16 protein-coding genes are annotated in these 18,866 nt (G+C 46.1%); 15 read left to right on the top strand and 1 reads right to left on the bottom strand.

Features of this window, described 5'->3' with window-relative positions; genetic code table 11:
* Positions 1-67: 67 nt before the first annotated feature.
* From ACOJRU_RS11930 to ACOJRU_RS11915, 4 genes are all read left to right on the top strand, one after another.
* Complete coding sequence (locus ACOJRU_RS11930) at positions 68-940, top strand: bile acid:sodium symporter family protein (protein WP_421131968.1); 873 nt, start codon at positions 68-70, stop codon at positions 938-940.
* 163 nt (positions 941-1,103) lie between these two features.
* Positions 1,104-1,946: an SDR family oxidoreductase gene (locus ACOJRU_RS11925; protein WP_421131967.1), complete on the top strand. Its 843-nt coding sequence runs from the start codon at positions 1,104-1,106 to the stop codon at positions 1,944-1,946.
* A 2-nt stretch (positions 1,947-1,948) separates the two neighbouring features.
* Positions 1,949-3,019, top strand: a complete 1,071-nt coding sequence (locus tag ACOJRU_RS11920) for a phosphotransferase family protein (protein WP_421131966.1) — start codon at positions 1,949-1,951, stop codon at positions 3,017-3,019.
* A 2-nt stretch (positions 3,020-3,021) separates the two neighbouring features.
* Positions 3,022-3,774, top strand: a complete 753-nt coding sequence (locus ACOJRU_RS11915; protein ID WP_421131965.1) for an SDR family oxidoreductase — start codon at positions 3,022-3,024, stop codon at positions 3,772-3,774.
* 103 nt (positions 3,775-3,877) lie between these two features.
* Here the strand turns inward: ACOJRU_RS11915 and rpsT are convergent, their stop codons facing one another.
* Positions 3,878-4,141: a 30S ribosomal protein S20 gene (rpsT, locus tag ACOJRU_RS11910; protein WP_421131964.1), complete on the bottom strand. Its 264-nt coding sequence runs from the start codon at positions 4,139-4,141 to the stop codon at positions 3,878-3,880.
* Positions 4,142-4,457: 316 nt separating this feature from the next.
* Between rpsT and murJ the strand changes: the two genes are divergently transcribed.
* The 11 genes from murJ to ACOJRU_RS11855 all read left to right on the top strand — a co-directional run bounded on the left by murJ (position 4,458) and on the right by ACOJRU_RS11855 (position 18,864).
* Positions 4,458-6,017 (top strand): murein biosynthesis integral membrane protein MurJ, encoded by a 1,560-nt coding sequence (murJ, locus tag ACOJRU_RS11905; protein ID WP_421131963.1) that lies wholly within the window; start codon positions 4,458-4,460, stop codon positions 6,015-6,017.
* A gap of 128 nt (positions 6,018-6,145) precedes the next feature.
* Positions 6,146-7,066, top strand: a complete 921-nt coding sequence (gene ribF / locus ACOJRU_RS11900) for a bifunctional riboflavin kinase/FAD synthetase (RefSeq protein ID WP_421131962.1) — start codon at positions 6,146-6,148, stop codon at positions 7,064-7,066.
* A 109-nt stretch (positions 7,067-7,175) separates the two neighbouring features.
* The gene (gene ileS / locus ACOJRU_RS11895) at positions 7,176-9,995 is read left to right on the top strand and encodes an isoleucine--tRNA ligase (protein WP_421131961.1); all 2,820 of its coding nucleotides are present in this window, start codon (positions 7,176-7,178) and stop codon (positions 9,993-9,995) included.
* The gene (gene lspA, locus ACOJRU_RS11890; protein WP_421131960.1) at positions 9,988-10,512 is read left to right on the top strand and encodes a signal peptidase II; all 525 of its coding nucleotides are present in this window, start codon (positions 9,988-9,990) and stop codon (positions 10,510-10,512) included. The genes ileS and lspA overlap by 8 nt, the downstream gene beginning before the upstream one ends.
* A gap of 14 nt (positions 10,513-10,526) precedes the next feature.
* Positions 10,527-10,997, top strand: coding sequence for an FKBP-type peptidyl-prolyl cis-trans isomerase (gene fkpB, locus ACOJRU_RS11885; RefSeq protein ID WP_421131959.1), 471 nt, complete (start codon positions 10,527-10,529; stop codon positions 10,995-10,997).
* Complete coding sequence (gene ispH / locus ACOJRU_RS11880) at positions 10,997-11,941, top strand: 4-hydroxy-3-methylbut-2-enyl diphosphate reductase (RefSeq protein ID WP_421131958.1); 945 nt, start codon at positions 10,997-10,999, stop codon at positions 11,939-11,941. The genes fkpB and ispH overlap by 1 nt, the downstream gene beginning before the upstream one ends.
* A 305-nt stretch (positions 11,942-12,246) precedes the next feature.
* On the top strand, positions 12,247-12,888 hold the full coding sequence (locus ACOJRU_RS11875; RefSeq protein WP_421131957.1) for a type IV pilus modification PilV family protein: 642 nt from the start codon (positions 12,247-12,249) through the stop codon (positions 12,886-12,888).
* A complete protein-coding gene (locus ACOJRU_RS11870) occupies positions 12,885-13,751 on the top strand; it encodes a PilW family protein (protein WP_421131956.1) in 867 nt (288 codons plus the stop codon). Before ACOJRU_RS11875 ends, ACOJRU_RS11870 begins: the two co-directional genes overlap by 4 nt.
* Positions 13,748-14,311: a PilX N-terminal domain-containing pilus assembly protein gene (locus ACOJRU_RS11865; RefSeq protein ID WP_421131955.1), complete on the top strand. Its 564-nt coding sequence runs from the start codon at positions 13,748-13,750 to the stop codon at positions 14,309-14,311. The genes ACOJRU_RS11870 and ACOJRU_RS11865 overlap by 4 nt, the downstream gene beginning before the upstream one ends.
* A 12-nt stretch (positions 14,312-14,323) precedes the next feature.
* Positions 14,324-18,406 carry a PilC/PilY family type IV pilus protein gene (locus ACOJRU_RS11860; protein WP_421131954.1) on the top strand — a complete coding sequence of 1,361 codons (4,083 nt, stop codon included), beginning with the start codon at positions 14,324-14,326 and terminating at the stop codon, positions 18,404-18,406.
* Positions 18,403-18,864 (top strand): type IV pilin protein, encoded by a 462-nt coding sequence (locus tag ACOJRU_RS11855; protein ID WP_421131953.1) that lies wholly within the window; start codon positions 18,403-18,405, stop codon positions 18,862-18,864. The genes ACOJRU_RS11860 and ACOJRU_RS11855 overlap by 4 nt, the downstream gene beginning before the upstream one ends.
* Positions 18,865-18,866: the final 2 nt, after the last annotated feature.

Below are 18,866 nucleotides of genomic sequence, written 5' to 3'. Positions count from 1 at the left end.
TAATTCTATATGAGGTTACACTCATTCAATTGTTAATAAAAGGTTGTCAGTTTGCGGAGTAGTCAATATGCAGGCATCAATATTCACAGAAGTGCTTCTGCCCTTAGCGCTTGCATTTGTTATGTTCGGAATGGGGCTTACGCTGACGGTAAAAGACTTCGCTAGGCTCATACGCACACCACGCGCTATTTTAGCGGGCTTCATTGGGCAAATTATATTATTACCGCTCTTAGCGTTTCTGCTGTGTCTGGCTTTTGACCTGCCGGCCTATCTGGCTATTGGGGTGATGGTGCTCGCGGCTTGCCCCGGCGGAACAACAAGCAACCTCATTAGTCATGTCGCGCGTGCGAATCTTGCGCTGTCGGTAAGTTTAACTGCGGTATCTACATTAGTTTGTGTGTTTACCACCCCATTTATTATCCAGTTTGCCATTGTGCATTTTGCCGCTGATAACCCGCCTGCATTTTCAATTAGCGAAACGGTGGTGGGCTTAATTGGTATTTCAATTATGCCTGTGTGTATAGGCATGCTAATTCGAGCGGCAAACCCAACGTTTGCGATAAGAACAGAAGATTTTTTTCGTCAATTTTCGATGTATTTTATGTTGGCGATGATTGTGGGAGTGTTGATCAGTGAGCGAGAGAGTTTATTGTCTTCATTCAACGCTGCATTTTTAGTTTGTCTTACCCTAAATCTATCAAGCGTATTACTGGGTTTGGCATTAGCAAAACTTACCGCACTGTCGTTGAAAGATGCCGTGACCCTTTCGATAGAAGTAGGGGTTCAAAATGCAGCACTTGCCATGTTAGTTTGCATTACCTTTTTGCAGTCTCCAGAGTATGCGATTGCGCCGGGCGTTTATGGTATCGCTATGTATGTTGGCCCATTGCTGTTGGCGCTGTGGGCAAAAAAGCATGTGCGCGCACCTCAGCGTCAGTAATAACTGACTGTGACTGTCATTCATAATGGCGACGCAGTATTTTTCATTTAATTCAACAATGGTCTTGCTCTATGGTAGCAGCCAAAGTCATCGTGCCGCGTAAAAAAGCCTAACAGAACGCATGGCATCATATTAGTAACTAATAAACAGTGAGAGTGACCCAGTGAAAATAGTCATTACCGGTGGTGCAACCGGCCTCGGCAAAGCGTTAGCGTTAGAATGGGCGTCTAATCAGCCTTCGCTCGCGGTGTGTATTGCTGATATTCACGCAGAGCGCGGGGAAGAGACCGTTAGCTTGTTAAAAGCGAAAGGGGCAAGCGCTTTCTATCAGCACTGTGATATTACGTCACAGACTGATGTGAGCGACCTGGTCCATGCGGTGCAAGCACAGTGGGGAGGGGTAGATCTGGTTTTTAATAATGCAGGTGTCGCCACGGGAGGGAGTTTAGCAGATGAGAGCATTGCGCAGTGGGAATGGGTGTTCAATATTAACTTACTTGGTATGGTACGAGTGAGTCAGGCATTTCTTCCTCTTTTTGAACGTCAAAACAGTGGTCACTTTGTTAATATTGCCTCTCAAGCGGGTATTACGCCTATCCCCTATATGAATAGCTATAACGCGGTGAAAGCTGCGGTGGTTTCATTGTCAGAGACGATGAAACTTGAACTGTCTCCTCGTAATATCGACGTTAGCGTCGTATGCCCAAGCTTCTTTAAAACGAATCTTGATGAGTCAATGCGAAGCGATAATCCCGCCATGCATAAGATGATGGGGCATTTTTTTAAGAAAGCCGATATCGACAAAGAAACGGTAGCAAAGATTATTTATCAAGAAGTGCAGAAAAAACGCTTTCTCATCCTCACACATAAACTAGGCAAGCGCGCTTTTTTACTTAAAAAGTTGTTGCCCACAGAGCGTTATATTAAAAGCATGCTGAAACAAACTCAGGGCATGAAAAAAGCGCTAGATAAGGCGCAGAACAAAACGGCGAAAGAAGGTAAGTAATAATGGAAAGGGCGGTTGTAGACAAAGCAACAGAGGTCAGAGAGGGCGAATCATTGCCTGTTGACGCGGTTGATAGTTGGCTTAAGCACAACATAGAGAACCTTGAGGGAGAGCCTGCGGTAACGCAATATGCAGGTGGAGCCTCTAACTGGACGTATTGCCTAGACTATCAAAATACCTCGGTTATTTTGCGCAGAGCGCCGGCTGGCACTAAAGCTAAGGGGGCACACGATATGGGGCGAGAGTTTCGACTTCAAGCCGCCCTAAAACCGGTGTATCGGTACGTACCACAAATGCTAGCATACTGTGAAGATGACCATGTCATTGGTACCGACTTTTATGTCATGGAAAAATTAACTGGGGTGATCCCTAGAAAAAATCTTCCTCGAGATTTAGCAACGACAAAAGACAAAACAAAAACCTTATGTACAAACGTTCTCGACAGTCTCATATCGCTTCATGAGGTTGATTATGAAAAGGCATCTTTATCACACTTAGGTAAAGGGCATGGTTATATCGAGCGACAAATTACAGGGTGGAGTGAAAGGTTCAGCAAAGCCAAAACGTGGAACGTGCCTTCGGGAAAGTCGGTAATGAAGTGGCTGGAAGCGAATATGCCTGCCATGGAAAATATTTGCATAACGCACAACGACTTTCGGTTCGATAATGTGGTACTTAACCCAAATGATTATACGCAAATCATAGGCGTACTTGATTGGGAGTTAGCAACACTAGGCGACCCATTAATGGACTTAGGTAACACGTTAGCATACTGGGTTAATGCCGATGATGATTTTCTGGCTCAGTCGACAAGGCGCCAACCCACTCACTTACCCGGTATGATGACAAGAGATGAGGTGGTGAAGTACTACTGTGAAAAGCGTAATCTCGATGTTGAAGACTTTACGTTTTATGAAGTATACGGTCTTTTCAGGCTTGCCGGAATAGCCCAGCAAATCTACTACCGTTATCATCATGGGCAAACCAACAATCCCGCATTTAAAAATTTTTGGGTGTTTATCCATTATCTAATGTGGCGCTGTAAGAAAGCGATTAAAAAATCAGGAAAGTAATAATGACAAATAGACAAAACATTCTGATAACCGGCGCAAGCTCGGGGTTAGGCAAGGGCATGGCTGTAGAATTTGCGAAGCAAGGGAAAAACCTCGCGCTGTGTGCTCGTCGCATGGACCGATTAGAAGAGGCGAGGGACGAACTGCTAACGATAAACCCAAACATTAAGGTATTTATTAGGGCACTTGATGTTAATGATCACAGTGCTGTATTTGATGTGTTTGATGCATTTAAAGAAGACATGGGGCAGATAGACCGCGTTATCGTTAATGCGGGAATGGGGAAAGGCGCATCAATAGGTACAGGCTTTTTTCATGCCAATAAGCAAACTGCTGAAACCAACTTTGTATCAGCGCTCGCGCAGTGTGAAGCGGCAATGACTATTTTTCGCGCGCAGAATGCTGGCCATCTTGTGACGATTTCTTCTATTAGTGCCGTGAGGGGGTTCAGACGCGCGATGACGGTATACGCGGCCACAAAGGCGGGACTAACCTCTATGACCGAAGGGATCCGTATGGATGTAATGAATACGCCCATTAAAGTAACATGTATTCACCCGGGCTTTATTCGTAGTGAGATTAACGAAAAAGTAGAAAAGGTACCGTTTATCGTTGATACAGAAGTAGGGTGTAAAGCGATGGTCAAGGCGATAAATAAAGAAAAAGCGAGTGCCTATGTACCAAGCTGGCCATGGGCAATAATGCATTGGGTGATGCGTATAGCGCCAGCAAGCACAATGAGAAAAATGAGTTAGTGATTGCCAGTAGGGGCGTGCTGTTGTCAGTGCGCGCTTACTGATAAGTTAGCAGACATAAAAAAAGCGCCTTGCGGCGCTTTTTTACTACTAATCGTAAAGATTAACCTAGTGCTTTAATTTGTGCAGCTAGACGGCTCTTGTGACGAGCAGCTTTGTTCTTGTGAATCAAACCTTTTGTAGCCATTCTGTCAAGAATCGGAGTGGCAGCAGATAGTGCAGCTTGTGCACCTTCTTTATCACCGCTATCAATAGCAGCTACTACTTTCTTGATGCTTGTACGAGTCATGGAGCGACGGCTAGCATTATGCTGACGACGCTTTTCGGCTTGGATTGCACGTTTCTTAGCAGACTTGATGTTAGCCAAGGTGTAACTCCCAAAATAAATTCATGTCAAAAACGAGGGTGCGGATTGTGCCTATCTATCATCATAATGTCAAACGATTTAATATTTAAATGTTTAACGTAAACGCGCAAGCCATTGAACACCGGTAAGTGCTCAACACGTTGCACATTCAATGGTAATACATAGGGTCGAAAACACTACCCAATTCGGGCGCGGATTATAGCAAGAAATATAAAGAAGGTGCACAACTATTTTGAATAAGGCGTTTCGCCAGTATCAAGCTTTAGTTATCATAGCGTGTATATAACCTCTGTGAATCACAATTTGGAAACTACCGGTGTCACGTAAGTTAATTAAGTCAGGCCTTATTGTCAGTATAATGACCCTTATTTCTCGCGTGCTTGGGCTGGTTCGTGATGTTGTGGTAGCGCGCCTTATGGGCGACGGCGCATCGGCAGATGTATTCTTTTTTGCTAATAAAATCCCAAACTTCTTGCGCCGGCTGTTTGCCGAGGGCGCATTCGCACAAGCATTTATTCCTGTTCTTACCGAAGTCCACAACAACGACGATAAAGCAGAACTTAAAGCGTTTGTGGCAAAAATAAGCGGCACGCTGGGCGCCATCGTTTTTATTGTTTCAATTATTGGTGTTATCGCTTCCCCAATTCTTGCAGCACTCTTTGGTACCGGGTGGTTTGTGGCGTGGTTACATGACGAAGAAGCGGGTAATAAATTTATTCTTGCCTCTACCATGCTAAAAATAACGTTTCCTTACCTAGCATTTATTTCCTTAACGGGGTTAGCTGGCGCCATTCTCAATACCCTAAACAAATTTGCGGTGGCTGCATTCACACCAGTATTGTTGAACGTTTGCATTATCACTTGCGCGATTTTCCTAGCGCCCCAATTTGAACAACCAGCTTATGCGCTGGCGTGGGGAGTATTTATTGGTGGCATTGTACAATTTTGCTTTCAACTTCCCTTTTTGTTCCGCGCCGGTTTGTTGGTTAAGCCGAAGTGGGGATGGCATGATGAAAACGTAGTCAAAGTACGCACTTTAATGATCCCAGCACTATTCGGCGTATCGGTGGGGCAGATAAATTTATTGTTTGATACGTTTATTGCCAGCTTTTTAGTTACCGGGTCAATTAGCTGGTTGTATTATTCAGACAGACTGCTGGAGTTCCCATTAGGGTTATTCGGTATTGCGATAGCAACGGTTATTCTGCCCGCGCTGTCGCGAAATCATGTGGGGAAAGATGCAAAAGCATTTTCGGCTAATATCGATTGGGCCTTTCGCATGGTCTGCCTATTGGGCATACCGGCCGCGGTGGGGCTGGCGACCATGGCGCGCCCGATACTGACCGTTATCTTCCAGCGTGGCGCATTTACCGCAGATACGGCTATTATGGCGTCTTATTCGCTAACGGCGTATTCGTTCGGTCTATTAAGCTTTATGCTTGTAAAAGTATTAGCGCCTGGTTTCTATTCTCGACAAGATACTAAAACACCGGTGAAGTTTGGTATTTGGTGCATGGCTGCAAATATGGTGTTCAACCTGGTGCTTGCCGTACCGTTTGGGTATGTAGGCCTTGCCATCGCTACCAGTATGTCAGCAACACTTAATGCCGCCTTGCTTTACATTTCTTTGCACAAGCTAGGTGTGTTTACGTTAAGCAAAACCTCGGTGCTATTCATTGCGCGTGTCATTATTGCTAGCACGGCAATGGGCGCGCTTATCTACTATCGTGATACAGGGCTCGCCTTTTTCGACTTATTGTTATTAGAACAGATCAAAGACGTGACTATTACGATTGCACTATCGGTCTTGGTATTTGGTGTAAGCATGGTGTTACTGGGAATGAAACCACGACATTTTCGAAGCGGTGGTGGTTAAAAGTCGTTATCTGACCGAAAGTAGAGCATCTAGACGGTCATTGCGCGCTCAGAGTGTTGGTATTGTGACCGCGGTCGGCTATAATCGCGGGCTTTGAATTTCAAGCAGTTAAAAGGTAGTGGCTAACAGTGGAATTTATCCGCGGGCTAAATAATGTAAAACCTCACCATAAAGGGTGCGTGCTTACTATCGGTAAGTTTGACGGTGTACATCGTGGTCACCAAGCGGTGCTCGCGAACGTGATTGAAAAAGCAAAGTCGCTGGCATTGCCTGCTACTGTTATGGTGTTTGAGCCTCAGCCTGAAGAGGTGTTTACGCCGGATACTGCCCCGGCGCGTATAAGCCCTGTGCGAGAAAAATACGAACTACTGATGCAGCAAGGTGTTAATAGGCTGCTTGCCGTTCGATTCAACGCAAAATTTGCTAAGCAGTCTGCTGATACCTTTGTACATGATTTGCTTGTCGACAAGCTTGGCGTTAAGTTTCTTGTTGTCGGCGATGATTTTCGCTTCGGCAATGGCCGGGAAGGCGACTTTGCTATGCTGCAAGCCGCTGGGCGTAGATACGGATTCGATGTGGTAAGCACGCAAAGCTTCACCATGCATGCTCATCGTATTAGCTCTACTGCCGTACGCGAGGCGTTGGCTGACAGCGATTTTTCGTTGGCTAACGAAATGCTAGGTAGGCCTTTTGCCATACATGGGCGTGTTGTTCATGGAGAAAAGAAAGGGCGAACGATTGGCTTCCCTACTGCCAACGTTATGTTGAAACGCTGCCGCACGCCAATTCGAGGTGTATTTGCAGTGCGCGTTGATGTGGACGGAGAGCACCACATTGGTGTTGCAAATATTGGAACGCGCCCCACATTAAATGGCGAGCGAAACCAGTTAGAAGTGCACATATTTGACCTCGATAGTAATTTATACGGGAAGCCTATTACGGTGTTTCCTATTGCGAAAATTCGAGAAGAAATTAAATTCGCTTCGTTTGAAGCGTTAAAAGACCAAATACAAGCAGACGCAGCGCAAGCGCGTCTGTTATTGGCATAGATAAACATGATACAGTTTGCGCACTATTTTATAGTGATGACCAATGACGCCTTCGCAGCACTATCAAGGGTGCTGGGTGATATTTAAGGTAACCGGATAATACAATTTTATGAGTGATTACAAAGCCACATTAAACCTCCCAGAAACCGCGTTTCCTATGCGTGGAAACCTTGCCCAGCGTGAGCCTAAAATGCTTAAAGACTGGCAGGAAAAAGGGGTATATACAAAAATTCGCGAAGCGAAGAAAGGTAAAAAGCCTTTTATACTTCATGATGGTCCTCCGTACGCTAACGGCAATATTCATATTGGTCACGCCGTAAATAAAATCCTTAAAGATATCATTGTTAAGTCTAAAAACTTATCAGATTTCGACTCTCCGTTTGTTCCTGGATGGGATTGCCATGGTCTGCCTATCGAGCTGATGGTAGAGAAAAAAGTGGGCAAGCCAGGAAAGAAAGTTACTGCTGCAGTGTTTCGCCAAAAGTGTCGCGAGTATGCGCAAAAGCAAATTGACGGACAAATGTCTGACTTTATTCGCCTTGGCATATTTGGCACGTGGGACAACCCTTACAAAACAATGGATTTCAAATCGGAAGCAGACATTATCCGTGCTCTCGGTAAAATTGTTGAATCGGGGCACTTAGAGAAAGGCTTTAAGCCTGTACACTGGTGTACAGACTGTGGTTCTGCGCTAGCCGAGGCGGAAGTAGAATATAAAGACAAAGTGTCTCCAGCCATTGATGTTAAATTCCCTGTTGCTGATAGTACTGAAATTGCACAAGCGTTTGGGGTGAGCGAAGCAGATTTATCTGCACACAACGCTGGCGTTGTTATTTGGACAACCACGCCTTGGACGCTGCCAGCTAACCGCGCTATCAGCCTTCACCCTGAATTAACGTATGCTATCGTAGAAGTTCAGCCTTCTGGTGATTGGTACATTGTTGCCCAAGACTTATTAGCAAGTTGTATGCAGCGTTACGGTGTGGAGTCATTCCGCGAGGTGGCAACATGCCAAGGGCAGGCCCTTGATACACTGAAAGTCAATCATCCGTTCCTAGACATTCGTGTGCCGTTAATTCTTGGCGACCATGTTACTACAGAGTCAGGTACTGGCTGTGTACATACTGCGCCTGCACACGGTGTAGACGATTTTAATGTAGGTAAACAGTACGATATCGAAGTCTACAATCCGGTCGGGAACAATGGAGTTTACTTAGAAAACACCCCGTTATTCGCTGGCCAATTTGTGTTTAAAGCCAATGATCCAATCATTGAAACGGTTGCCGAGCAGGGTAACTTAGTGCTTAACGTGAAATACGAGCATAGCTATCCACATTGTTGGCGTCACAAAACGCCGATTATCTTTAGAGCCACACCGCAGTGGTTTATCAGTATGGATAAGAAAGGCTTACGTAACGCGTCACTTGAACAGATTGAAAAAACGAAATGGATCCCTGAGTGGGGCCAAAACCGTATCGAAAAAATGGTTGAAGGCCGCCCTGATTGGTGTATTTCAAGGCAGCGTACATGGGGCGTACCCATCCCGTTGTACGTACACAAGCTAACCGGTGAAATTCACCCACAGTCGTCTGCATTAATCGAAAAAGTTGCGCAAGATGTAGAATCTAAAGGTATTCAAGCATGGTGGGATATCGATGATACTGACCTTCTTGGCGCCGATGTTGATAATTATGACAAAGTGACTGACACCCTAGATGTGTGGTTTGACTCAGGCGTAACGCATTATTTTGTGGTTGATCGCAGAGATGACATTCCTGCAAGCGCTGACTTGTATTTAGAAGGGTCTGACCAACACCGAGGTTGGTTTATGTCTTCACTTATGTCTTCAACCGCAATGCATGGTCATGCGCCTTACAAAGAAGTACTGACCCACGGATTCACGGTTGATGCGCATGGTCGTAAGATGTCGAAATCGGTTGGTAACGTTGTTGCACCACAAGAAGTAACAAATAAACTTGGTGCCGATATTCTTCGTTTATGGGTTGCCTCAACAGATTATCGCGGAGAAATCGCGGTATCTGACGAAATATTAAAACGCGCTGCGGATTCTTATCGACGTGTACGTAACACTGCCCGATTCTTATTAGCCAACCTCAATGGCTTTAGTGTTGAAGATGCGGTTGCAGAAGATGAGATGGTTGCATTGGACCGCTGGATTGTAGCACGAGCAAAAGCGTTACAAGCAGAGTTGGTCGAGGCGTACGAGCGTTACGATTTGTTGGTAGTTACGCAAAAGCTGATGCACTTCTGTTCAATTGAACTTGGCTCGTTTTACTTAGACGTGATTAAAGATCGTCAGTACACCGCTAAAGCTGACGGCCTTGCGCGTCGCTCATGTCAAACTGCGCTTTATCATATCGTTGAAGCGTTGGTTCGTTGGATGGCACCTATTACCAGTTTTACAGCCCAAGAAATTTGGGAAGCACTTCCAGGTGAACGCAGCGAGTTTGTCTTCACAGAAACGTGGTACGAAGGCTTTAATGGTTTTACACAAAGCGACACGTTCAACGATGAATTATGGCACGAAGTGCTAAGCGTTAAAGATGCAGCGAACCAAGCTATGGAGCAAGCGCGCAAAGATGGCGAATTGGGTGGTTCACTCGATGCGTCTATCGAGCTTTATGCTACCGAGTCATTGTTTAATACACTGGCCACGTTAGAAAACGAACTGCGCTTTGTATTGATAACGTCAGGTGTGAATTTGACGAAAGTGGACAGCGCGCCTGACAACGCACAGGCAACCGACGTAGACGGCTTATGGCTATCGGTAAGTAAAGCAAATGGCGATAAGTGTGTGCGCTGTTGGCATCATCGTGAAGACGTAGGTACGCATGAGGGGCACGATGAATTGTGTGGCCGTTGTGTCACTAATATCGATGGTGACGGAGAAGTACGCCACTATGCTTAGCACAACGCTATTTACCCAGACGGGGCTGCGCTTTTTGTGGATAAGCGTTATCGCATTTTTGCTAGACCAATGGAGTAAACATGCGGTTGTTGATGCAATGTCACTGTTTCAATCAAAACAGGTCTTTTCGTTTTTCAACATTACGTATGTTCATAACTATGGTGCTGCGTTCAGCTTTTTAGATAGTGCAGGTGGCTGGCAGCGTTGGTTCTTTACTGTGATTGCCGTCGTGGTAAGCGTAGTGATTTTATGGTGGCTAAAACAAACACCACGTGAGCAAAAGATGTTACCCATCGCCTTTTCATTTATTTTAGGCGGTGCACTGGGCAATGTATACGATAGGCTTGTTCACGGCTATGTAATCGATTTTATCGACGTTTACGTAAACAATTGGCATTGGCCTGCCTTTAATATTGCCGACAGCGCAATTTTTATTGGTGCAGCATTATTGATTATCGACATGATCAAAAATGGCGACAAAGACAAAGACAGTGCTTCTAACGAAGCGCCTGAGTAAGTAGGTGGCAGGATATGACTGATAGCATAGAAATTAGCGCAGACAGTGAAGTGATCCTTCATTTCGATTTAAAGTTGGAAGATGGCTCTGCTGCTGACAGCACGCGCGTAAACAACAAGCCAGCAAAGATGGTGATGGGCGATGGTAGCCTGACGCCTAATTTTGAAGCTTGTTTATTAGGCTTGAAAAAAGGCGATAAAAAAGCATTCACTCTGGAAGCTGCCGATGCGTTTGGAGAGCCAAACCCTAATAATGTTCACTACATGGACAGAAGCCGTTTTGGTGCTGATTTATCAATCGAAGAGGGAATGATTTTAGCGTTCTCACAACCCGATGGCTCTGAAATTCCAGGCATTATTCGCAGTGTGGCGGGCGACTCTGTCACCGTAGATTTTAATCATCCTCTCGCCGGTCAGACGGTTGTGTTTGACGTTGAAATCATAGACGTGACACCAGGCGCTTCTCAACAAGGTGGCAACGAATAATGCAAATTCATCTCGCTAACCCTCGAGGCTTTTGTGCAGGCGTTGACCGCGCTATCACTATCGTAGAGCGTGCGCTTGAGATGTTCGAGCTACCAATATACGTTCGACATGAAGTGGTGCATAACAAGTTTGTGGTAGACGGACTGCGTGAGCGCGGCGCTGTGTTTGTTGATGAACTGCACGAAGTGCCAGACGACAGTATTGTGATATTTTCTGCGCACGGCGTGTCGCAAGCGGTACGAAAAGAAGCGGGTGACCGCGGATTAAAAGTGTTTGATGCGACCTGCCCATTAGTCACTAAAGTCCATATGGAAGTGACGCGTGCCAGTAAAATGGGAACTGAATGTGTACTAATCGGACATGCTGGTCACCCAGAAGTAGAAGGTACCATGGGGCAGTACGGTAATTCAGAGGGCGGGATTTACCTCGTCGAGTCTGAAGCCGATGTAGCAAACCTTACGGTAAAACACCCCGAAAATTTGTATTATTGCAGTCAGACGACGCTTTCAGTCGATGATACCGCAGATGTAATTGACGCATTGCGTGATAAATTCCCGCATATCAAAGGACCGCGTAAAGATGACATTTGTTATGCTACGCAAAACCGTCAAGATTCAGTTCGTGACCTAGCGCAAGACTGCGATATTTTGCTGGTAGTGGGTGCACAAAACAGCTCCAACTCAAACCGTTTGAGAGAGCTTGCAGAAAAAATTGGCGCCAAAGCGTACCTTATTGCTGATGCCAACTGTATTCAGGAAGCATGGCTTGAGGGCGTTGAAAATATTGGCGTAACAGCAGGCGCATCGGCACCTGAGGTATTAGTCCAGGGCGTTGTAGATAAACTTAAATCTTGGGGCGCAGTATCTTCAACAGAGCGCGCTGGGCGAGAAGAAAATATTGAGTTTGCGGTGCCAAAAGAACTAAGAGTCAAACAAGTCAGTTAGTCTATTGTGCCTGCCAACTATATTGCAAACACCGCTTTTTAAGCGGTGTTTTTGTATCTGCATACCGTAATATTGTCGCTAATATATTATAGCGGGCCACGCAATGGACGATAGTGGCGCAAGAAATGAGAGCTGTTTAATGGATTATGAATATACGTATTAATTACTGCTGATACCCTGTAACTCGACTTTTTAGCTTACACTATTAAACTGGTAACAGATATTATCGTCAGTGGTATCAAAAAACGTAGGTATATCAAAGGCAATATGAAACTTATTCATGCTAACTCACTACATGGTCTCAAATGAACGCAAGACAAGCATACTGCGCTGAAGGCAAGCGATCTTTGCAAACAGGTGTGGGTCTGATAGAGATATTGATTACTTTATTCATTCTCGCCATAGGGTTGCTAGGTGTTGCTGCGCTGCAATTCACCGGCTCGTTTGCAAACAAAGATGCTATTAGTAGGACGCAGGGAGAATTGGTTGCTGCGCAGGTTGCTGAGCGACTAAGAACAGCGGCTCGCCCACCAACCGTGGGCGACGGTATGGTTGCGAACAATAAATACTTTGAAGCGACCAACTATAATTTCGATGGCCTTAGTTGTAGCGGTTCATCAAATAAATACCACTGTTTTTGTTTATCTCGCCCGGCCGGTATTCCGAATTGTGAAGGGGCCGAGTGTACAGAGGCGCAAATGGCGGAGTATGACGGATGGGCGCTCTCCTGTTCTGCCGTTCAAACTAACCCTCAAACATTACTGAATGTGAGCTGTGCTGATAATAACAACGCTGACATCTATGCATGTAGCCCAGGGTCCCGGGTTGAAATAATGCTTAAATGGCCTGTCTCATCGAGTGGCAATAGCCGCTACACATTAAATACCAGGTGTAACCCCGATACGGGTGACAGTTATGGTTGCGTATTTAAGGATGTGACCTTATGAAGCCTACCTTTTATTCTGGGTCCAAGCAGAACGGGTTTTCGCTTGTAGAGCTTATGATTAGCCTGACGTTAGGACTGCTCATTTCCGGCGCAATTATTCAAGTATTGGTGAGCAGTAGCGTTACTAATAAGCTGAACCAAGCTGTGGCCCAAGTGCAAGAGTCAGGGCGATTTATCATGGGGCGGCTTTCCAGTGAGCTCTATGAGGTGGGCCGTTATGACTTAGTTTCTGCGACCATAGATGACTCGGTCGACCCTATCGCAGAAGCCGCATTCGTAGAAAATAACCCCATCGCACTGCCTGGCGACTTTGTATCTAATGCTACGCTTGGTGCTACGCAAGCGGTGAATGGGGGAAATGATAAACTTACCGTCAGTATGCTTGCACCCAAAGACTGTACGGGTAATACCCATGGCTATGCCAACGGTGATGAATTTCACGTAGTGAATCATTATTTTGTGAGTGGCAACACGCTTAAATGTATGGGGTTTGATGGCCGCGTACTTCGTGGGTTAAAAAGCCAAGTCATTGTGCCGGTTGCAATAACGTTGCTCGATAACGTGGAAAGCTTTCAACTTCAATATGGCATAACTGACAGTGTGGACCAATCGTTAGGGCAAGCTATTACCTACCGCACGGCGAATGAACTCGCCCTGTTTCGCGCGCAACAGCAGCAAGTGGTCTCAATCCGCTGGGCGCTGTTGCTTAAAAGCTATCAAAATGAGGTGCAGCAAACTGTTGCGCCTCGGTTCGCTTTGTTAAATGAAGCGTCGACAACAATGAGTAAAGATCATTATTACCAAGTGTTTACCAAAACGTTAGCACTGCGCAATATGAAAAACTTTGTAAGGAGTTCGCGATGAAACAGCAAGGCCTCGTGATGGTGTTTGCCTTATTGGTACTTCTTTCACTTACCGTTCTTGGTGTAAGTGCAGTTTCCAGTAGCTTATCCCAATCAAAAATGGCGGTGTCGATGCAACAAAGTGGGCTTGCGTTTGACGCAGCAGAGTCTGCAATAGCGGGGGTGTTTTTCGAGTCAGAAGACGAAATACTGCTTGCTGATGACACTAAAACAGATCCCTTGTCTGAAGCACGTCAAGGCAAAGAGCTTGACCCTACAGTAGAAAGTATGAGCTGTTTTGATGAAGGCGAATGGACCGATAGGGCGCTGACTCAAGGTGGCTTGACAACGGGGGACCGGCATACGGTCACGGGGAATTATCAAAATGTACCGTCATCGCAAAGCTGGTCACGTACTGCGTTCATCCGAGAGCAGGCGTGCCGTGGTTCCAGTAATGTGATAGGTGGCAGTAATATCAATTGTCATGTTTTTATTATTCGAGGTTGCGGAAGGGTTTCTGGTAAACCCACCGTTGTTGCTAATACGCTTGCGGCGTCTGTGTTCGCTCCGGCATCGCAATAGAGGGCGTGTAATATGAAAAAGTTATCGAGTTACCTAGCTTCCATCAGTCTTTTTAGTTGTATTGGTTTTTCTGCGATGGGAGACGATTTAGATATCTACCTTGGAAATGCCAGCAACGCCGTTACTTACAACCCGAATGTATTATTCATTATGGATACCTCGGGAAGTATGGGGGCGTATGACAATACCGACCAAACACGTATGTTACGGGTTCAAAATGCGTTAAAAGAGGCATTACGTTCGGCAACCAATATTAATGCCGGGCTCATGCGATTTTCCGACTACGGCGGGCCGATTTTACTGCCGATTAAAGGTGTAGATGAACCAATTCGCCCAGAGTTGGTTACTTCTACCAGCGGCGGCGCTGACGATGCGCATGAAATAAATGGTACCGTTGACGTATCGTCTAACGATTTAATTCTAAGTGATGGCACCAGAACCGTGACGTCGGGGATGCGTTTCAGTGAAATGAACATCCCCCAGGGCGCCACAATATTAAGTGCCTACATTAGGTTTACGTCAGAACGGTTCAATGTTGCTGGGACCACGTTGACTATTTCAGGTGAAGCATCTGCAACGCCAAACGAATTTACGACAGCGTCAAATAATCTATCTTCGCGCACTAAGACCACTAACAATGTAGTGTGGGCGAGCGATAACAGTTTTCCTTCGTCTAACGAAATTATAGCCAGTCCAGATATCTCTAGCGTCATTCAAGAGATAGTTGACTTAGGCGATTGGTGCGGTGGTAAGAACCTGGCACTGTTAGTTGAAGGCACCAGTAGCGATACCGCGAGTGCTCGAGAAGCCCGTGCATATGATTCTGGGCAGGCAGGGTCTCCTCAGTTAGTGGTGTCATATGATGACTCTACAGCTACGGGGTGCGTTGGTGGCGAGTCTATTTACCAAGTGTCCAACTCTAAGGATAACTTAGAGGAAAATTACCGAGGTTATGCGAATACCGGTGCCGAGCTTACTTTTAGCAGTTATTACAATAATTACATTGGTATCCGTTTTAGAAATGTAAATCTTCCGCAAGGCGCCGAAATCACAGAGGCTTATCTTGAGTTTACCGCATACGATACCTACCGAAATGGCACCGCCAGTATGCTTATTCAAGCTGTGGCAGATGACGATGCTGATGATTTTCACCCAAACAGGCGACACCGGCTACGCGATTTAGCAAAAACCGCTGGTACAACGTGGTCGATGCCTCAGTTTAGACGAAATCGAACGTATACCACTCCTGACTTGTCTGGCGTGATTAAACAGGTGGTTGACCGTGCAGGCTGGGAGCCAGGTAATGCATTGGGGTTCGTATTCAGTGATTTTGCCAGTTACCGTGGGGCGTTCAGTTATAACGATGTACCTTCAAAAGCCCCAAGGCTTGTTATCAAATACAACGGCAGCGCGACACCAGGCGCTACGGCAACGGTCAGAGAACAACTTATTAGCAAAGTCGATGAGCTAAGTGCAAGCGGCTTTACGCCTATCGTCGATACCCTCTACGAAGCGGTAAATTATTATGGTGGAAGAGACGTTGATTGGGGAAAAGCACGGGGCAATAGCAACGTTTCTAATACGGTCCGAAGAAATACCCGGGTAAGCCACAGAAGCGCTTATTTAGGAAGCGACGCGGTGCGTCCAAGCGGCTGTACCGAGGATAACCTGTCAAGCAGCGACTGTATTAATGAATATATTCCTAATGGGGCGTCTTATATTTCTCCTGTCAGTGACTTACAGTGCCAGACCAATAACCATATCGTCTTGCTTTCAGATGGTGAGGCGAATAACAACCACAGTGTGTCTAGAATTGAATCTTTGGTAGGGAAAACCTGCACGGGAAGTGGGGGTGAACGCTGCGGCTTAGATTTAGTTAAAAACGTAAGTAAGGTGGAAACGTCGGCAATCGACAGACGGGTAATTACGCATACCATCGGCTTTGCTGCAAATAGCACCGCCAATAACTTCTTAAATCAAATTGCCGTGCAAAGTGGTGGTGGCTTCTACCGGGCTGATGATAGTGCCCAGTTGGTTGAAGCCTTCAATACAATTTTGAGATCGGTAAAAGATATTAACGCGACATTCGTGTCACCTGGGGTGGCCGTTAACCAGTTAAACCGTCTTACTCACCGAGACGAACTGTACTTCGCATTGTTTAAGCCAAGTGAAGGCGCTATTTGGCCTGGAAACCTGAAGCGTTATCGTTTGAGTGGTGATGAAGTATTAGACAAAAATGGGCTCGATGCCGTTGACAGCGTCACAGGGTTCTTCGCAGACAACTCGCACAGCTATTGGTCAGTGTTAGGTGATGGTAACGATGTGAGAGAGGGCGGCGCAGCAAGTAAAATGTCAGCCAGCCGCAACTTATATGTGTTTGATGGCGCAGGCAGTATTGTTCGTTCAGGCAATGTTCTGCACGAAAACAACACAGGGATCACAACAGCCGATATGGGGTTAGAAGCAGAAGCAGACCCAGAAGCGCTTCGCGATGTATTGCTGCAATGGGCAAGAGGCGTGGACGTAAAAGACAGCGATGGTGATGGTGATACCAGCGATTTCCGTTTGCAGATGGGTGATCCTATCCATTCGCAGCCAGTTATTGTGAATTATAGCAATACAGACTCAGCGATTTTCGTCGCAACGAACCATGGTATGTTGCATTCGTTTGACGCACAAACCGGCGAGGAAAACTTTGCCGTAATGCCCAAGTCATTATTGCCTAACCTGCATCATTTTTATCAGGACATTTCTTCTTTTGATCATAAGTATGGGTTAGATGGTGACATGGTGCTTCGCACTGTCGGTTCAAGTACGTATCTGTATCTAGGTATGCGAAGAGGTGGCCGCAATTATTACGTCTTTGATGTAACCCAAAAAACGTCACCACAACTAAAATTCATGATTGAAGGTGGCACGCCGGGTTTAGAGAAACTAGGTCAAACCTGGTCACGCCCCACAATCACCAAAGTCCGTATTGGATCAGAAGATAAAAATGTGATGATCATTGGCGGTGGTTACGATGTGTCACAAGACAATAAACTTGTTCGTGCCGTAGATGGTGTAGGAAATGCCGTTTATATGTTCGATGCTGACACCGGCGCATTGTTATGGCATGCCAGTAATGCCGATGCCGATCTGAATATCAGCGAACTTCAGTACAGTATTCCGGGGCGAATCTCGGTTATTGATAGAGATAATGATGGCTATGCAGACCATATGTATGTTGCTGATATGGGCGGTCAATTGTTCAGAATGGATATCTATAATGGCCAATCTGGAAGTGATTTTGTAAAAGGTGCGAGACTGGCTGACTTTGGCGGTGAGACCGCTGAAAGTAATCGCCGATTCTTTTACGGACCAGATGTTACTGAAGTAGCACTAGGAGATGAGCTCTACTACGGTGTTGCAATTGGCAGCGGGTGGCGCGCGTCACCACTTGATACGGTGGTAGAAGACAACTTCTACATGTTCAAAGATGACGGTGTCTTTCAACGGGATAATAGCGGGCTATATACGTTTCCAACCTCTGCTAGTCACGCTGATTTATACAATGCAACAACACATGCACTTACCAGCACCGACCAAGCAACCAGAGATGTCGCCGCCGCTGACTTTGCCAATAAAAAGGGCTGGTATATAGAACTGACCACGGGCGGAGAAAAAGTACTTTCGTCGCCGTTAATCATCGACTATAAAGTCTTTTTTACCACGTACGTACCCGCAGTGAGCAGCACAAGTACGTGTGCACCGCCAACGGGTAACAGCCGTGCGTATCTGGTAAATATGTTCAACGGAAACGCGGTCAGCGACCTTAACCAAAATGGTGATTTAGATGGCGGTGACCGTTCCGCAGAGCTCAAGCAAACGGGGATTGCGCCAGATACTAAAATTTTGATAGAAGAGATTGTAAGCCCGGTTGTTTGCTTAGGTACTGAATGTGTGTCTGCGGTAATATCGGTAGACGAAGATGGAAATGAAGAAGCGTGTACCTCGGCCTTTGCGTGTTTAGCGCAGAATATTTATGGTAAGTTTGAGCGGGTTCAGCGAGGAAGCTGGCATTCAGAAACAGAAAGAGACGAGACATCGCCATGATGAATAAAAACGCACAGGGTTTTTCACTAATCGAGCTTATGATTGTGGTGACGATTATTGGTATTATTGCTGGTATTGCTTATCCGTCGTATCAGTCGGTTATTGCTGATGGGTACCGCGGCACGGGACAAGCTGACTTAATGGCGCTCGCCGCGGCAATGGAACGTCATCATAGCGGCTCGTTTAGTTATGAAGGCGCTGGCAGCGGAGGTGCCAATACGGGTGCGCCAGCAATTTTTGCGTCATATTCACCCTCATCTGAACCTAGCGCCAATAAACGCTACGACCTTACCATCGTGGCATCTAGCGCAACAAGTTATGAATTAAAAGCTACGCCGGTGAGCGGTACGGCGCAAGCCGGTAATGGAGCCCTGTATTACTTTAGCGATGGGCGCAAGGCGTGGGATAAAAATGCTAACGGCTCTATTGAAAGCGGCGAATATTGCTGGTCGTGCTAGTG

The organism is Alteromonas algae, assembly GCF_049117195.1.
Taxonomy (GTDB): Bacteria; Pseudomonadota; Gammaproteobacteria; order Enterobacterales; family Alteromonadaceae; genus Alteromonas.
The sequence above is the reverse complement of the archived record's forward strand: the minus strand, read 5'-3'. Positions and strand labels throughout refer to the sequence as shown.